The organism is Sphingobium sp. LMA1-1-1.1, from assembly GCF_040676365.1.
Classification (GTDB): Bacteria; Pseudomonadota; Alphaproteobacteria; order Sphingomonadales; family Sphingomonadaceae; genus Sphingobium.
In genome coordinates this window covers 1-2,040 of sequence record NZ_JBEGHS010000020.1, presented here as the reverse complement: position 1 = coordinate 2,040, position 2,040 = coordinate 1, and the positions used below count along the sequence as shown (strand labels likewise).

The following is a 2,040-nucleotide window of genomic DNA, read 5'->3' as shown; positions in this document are numbered from 1 at the left end:
TCGCTTCCATCGCCACCTTCGCCTTGAACTCGGCGCTGTAGCGCTTTCTCGTCGTCTTCATTCCCGTCCATTCCTTCAGGTCGGGATGAGCTTATCACCCTGTCCGAATTGCCGACACCACCTCAGGGTGCCTCCAGTGATGACGGTGATGTCGGGCCGGTCACCCTCGGTCAGTTGCACGCGTTTCAGCAGATGCTTGAACTCGAAATCGGCTGCCGGCATCGAATAGCCGATGAACACCCAGTCTGTGGCACGCCTGTCCGCTCCGTTCCGGCAGGCGCTGAGCGCGCGCGGCCTTGGCTGGGCTGTCGGCATTCCCCGGCACCAAAAGGTCTACCCGGCCGACGTGCAACTGATCTCCGTCCGCACTTCTGCCAAAGTAGTGCTAAGCCCCGCCACCAGCAGTTCGCCATAGAAAGCCCCGCTTCGACCAAGCGAAGCGGGGAGTCGGTATGTCGGAGATAATCATCCATATGGGTCGAAGTCTATTTAGCTGACTTTCCGATTGCAGCCGTCGCTACTTCTTCGTCCTGGGTGGATGTTCCGCCGCTGATCCCCAGCGCGCCGATAACATGACCGTTTAACAATATCGGGACGCCGCCCGCCAGCGACACGATTCAGGTACACTGGTATAGCTCATCGCCGCCTTGCCAGCGAAATCTTCAGAGAAGGCCTTGGTTGGCCGCCGATATCGTGCTGCGGTCTTTGCCTTGGATGCGGCCAGTGGGATGGAACCCATTTGGGTTCCATCCATGACTTCGAGCAGAATCGGCTCTCCGGAAGGAATCGCTACGGCGAAGGCCATGGTTAGACCGCGCTTTTCCGCCTCTTGGTGAGCGGCATCGACGATCATGCGCGCCTGGCCCAATGTTATCGCCGGGCCGTAGGGGCCAGGGATCTGTTGTGCAACCAGACTATCTGCGCAGAGCAACAACGCGGCCGCTAAGAGAAGCTTGTTTGGCAATTGCGAAGACTTTCCTGATCCTTAGAAGGCCATGATGAACGGCTGCCGTGAGAGCGGGCTTACTTACTCGTTTGACGGTTGAAGACGATGGCCTGCATATTGGGATAGAAGGCATGAAGTGCCGTGCTCTTGCCGTCGACCTTCTGCGCGACGAGAGAGATTTCGTGGCGGCCCTTCGCCAGAGGGAGGACGAAGGACCCGTCGGCGGACTGACGATCGGGCTGATATTTTCCGTCGATCTGAGTCACCTGCGCGCCCAGATTCACGCGCTTGATGACAATTGGGTCGTGATCGTCGACCGCGATGGAGGCGCGGACCGAGCAGGGGCAACCGTCTGCGGTGATGGTCGCCAGGCCGCTGGTGAACTGGATCAGAACGTCGGAGTCTTGGGCGAGGTTGACGACGACCTTGCCGAGGGTCGTCACGCTGTCGCCGTTGATCATGATATGCTTGCGGTTCGGGGTGCTGAAGAAAGACATGGTGGCACCTTCTACGGCGTAGGAGTCGGGAAGCTCGTCGTGCCCCGGGTGCGCCATGGCGGACGAAGCGGCCAGGGCGAATGACAGAACGGAAGCCGACAAGATAGTCTTGAAATTCATCGTAATTCTCCCCGCTGGAAATAGTTCGATGTCTGATGTGATGTTAAATTCATCCAACGGAAATATAAAAGCAATTGTCTGTTGCTTTGGGTGCTATGCCTGTTCGTTATGGCCGCATGGTTCCGCGGGCCTGCGGCGCTGGCCGACAGGGTCAAAGGCGGTGCTTCACGGGGATCGCCTCGCCGACTGGCTCGTCCTCGACCATGTCGCTTGCCAGCGCCAGTCCCGCGCGGCCATGGGCCGGCGTGTGTGCGGGCGCCTTGGGATGGGGCACATAGTCCGGTTCCTCGACCTCCAGCATCCCTTCCCATTTGGTGATGACGGAGGTGGCGATGGCATTGCCCAGCACATTGGTCGCGGTACGGCCCATGTCCATGAAATGGTCCACCGCCAGGATGAAGGCGACACCCTCCACCGGCAGGTCGAACTGGCCCAGCGTCGCCGCGACCACCACCAGTGATGCCCGCGGGACGGCGG

5 protein-coding genes are annotated in these 2,040 nt (G+C 59.9%); all 5 read right to left on the bottom strand.

Translation table 11 applies throughout. The annotated features are described in order from the left end of the window. Nucleotides 1-75: 75 nt before the first annotated feature. Nucleotides 76-315, bottom strand: coding sequence for a hypothetical protein (locus tag MRBLMA1_RS11505; RefSeq protein WP_363736961.1), 240 nt, complete (start codon nucleotides 313-315; stop codon nucleotides 76-78). A gap of 170 nt (nucleotides 316-485) precedes the next feature. Beyond that, nucleotides 486-614: a heme-binding protein gene (locus MRBLMA1_RS11500; protein ID WP_363736960.1), complete on the bottom strand. Its 129-nt coding sequence runs from the start codon at nucleotides 612-614 to the stop codon at nucleotides 486-488. Beyond that, on the bottom strand, nucleotides 581-964 hold the full coding sequence (locus MRBLMA1_RS11495) for a heme-binding protein (RefSeq protein WP_363736958.1): 384 nt from the start codon (nucleotides 962-964) through the stop codon (nucleotides 581-583). Before MRBLMA1_RS11495 ends, MRBLMA1_RS11500 begins: the two co-directional genes overlap by 34 nt. A gap of 59 nt (nucleotides 965-1,023) precedes the next feature. Then, nucleotides 1,024-1,563, bottom strand: a complete 540-nt coding sequence (locus MRBLMA1_RS11490; protein WP_363736957.1) for a hypothetical protein — start codon at nucleotides 1,561-1,563, stop codon at nucleotides 1,024-1,026. A 151-nt stretch (nucleotides 1,564-1,714) separates the two neighbouring features. Then, nucleotides 1,715-2,040: cation:dicarboxylate symporter family transporter (locus tag MRBLMA1_RS11485; RefSeq protein WP_363736956.1), on the bottom strand; the 326-nt coding region annotated here is incomplete at its 5' end.

Coding starts and splice junctions, on each gene's coding strand:
- MRBLMA1_RS11505 (WP_363736961.1), bottom strand. CDS start 315: ATGCCGACAGCCCAGCCAAGGCCGCGCGCGCTCAGCGCCTGCCGGAAC.
- MRBLMA1_RS11490 (WP_363736957.1), bottom strand. CDS start 1,563: ATGAATTTCAAGACTATCTTGTCGGCTTCCGTTCTGTCATTCGCCCTG.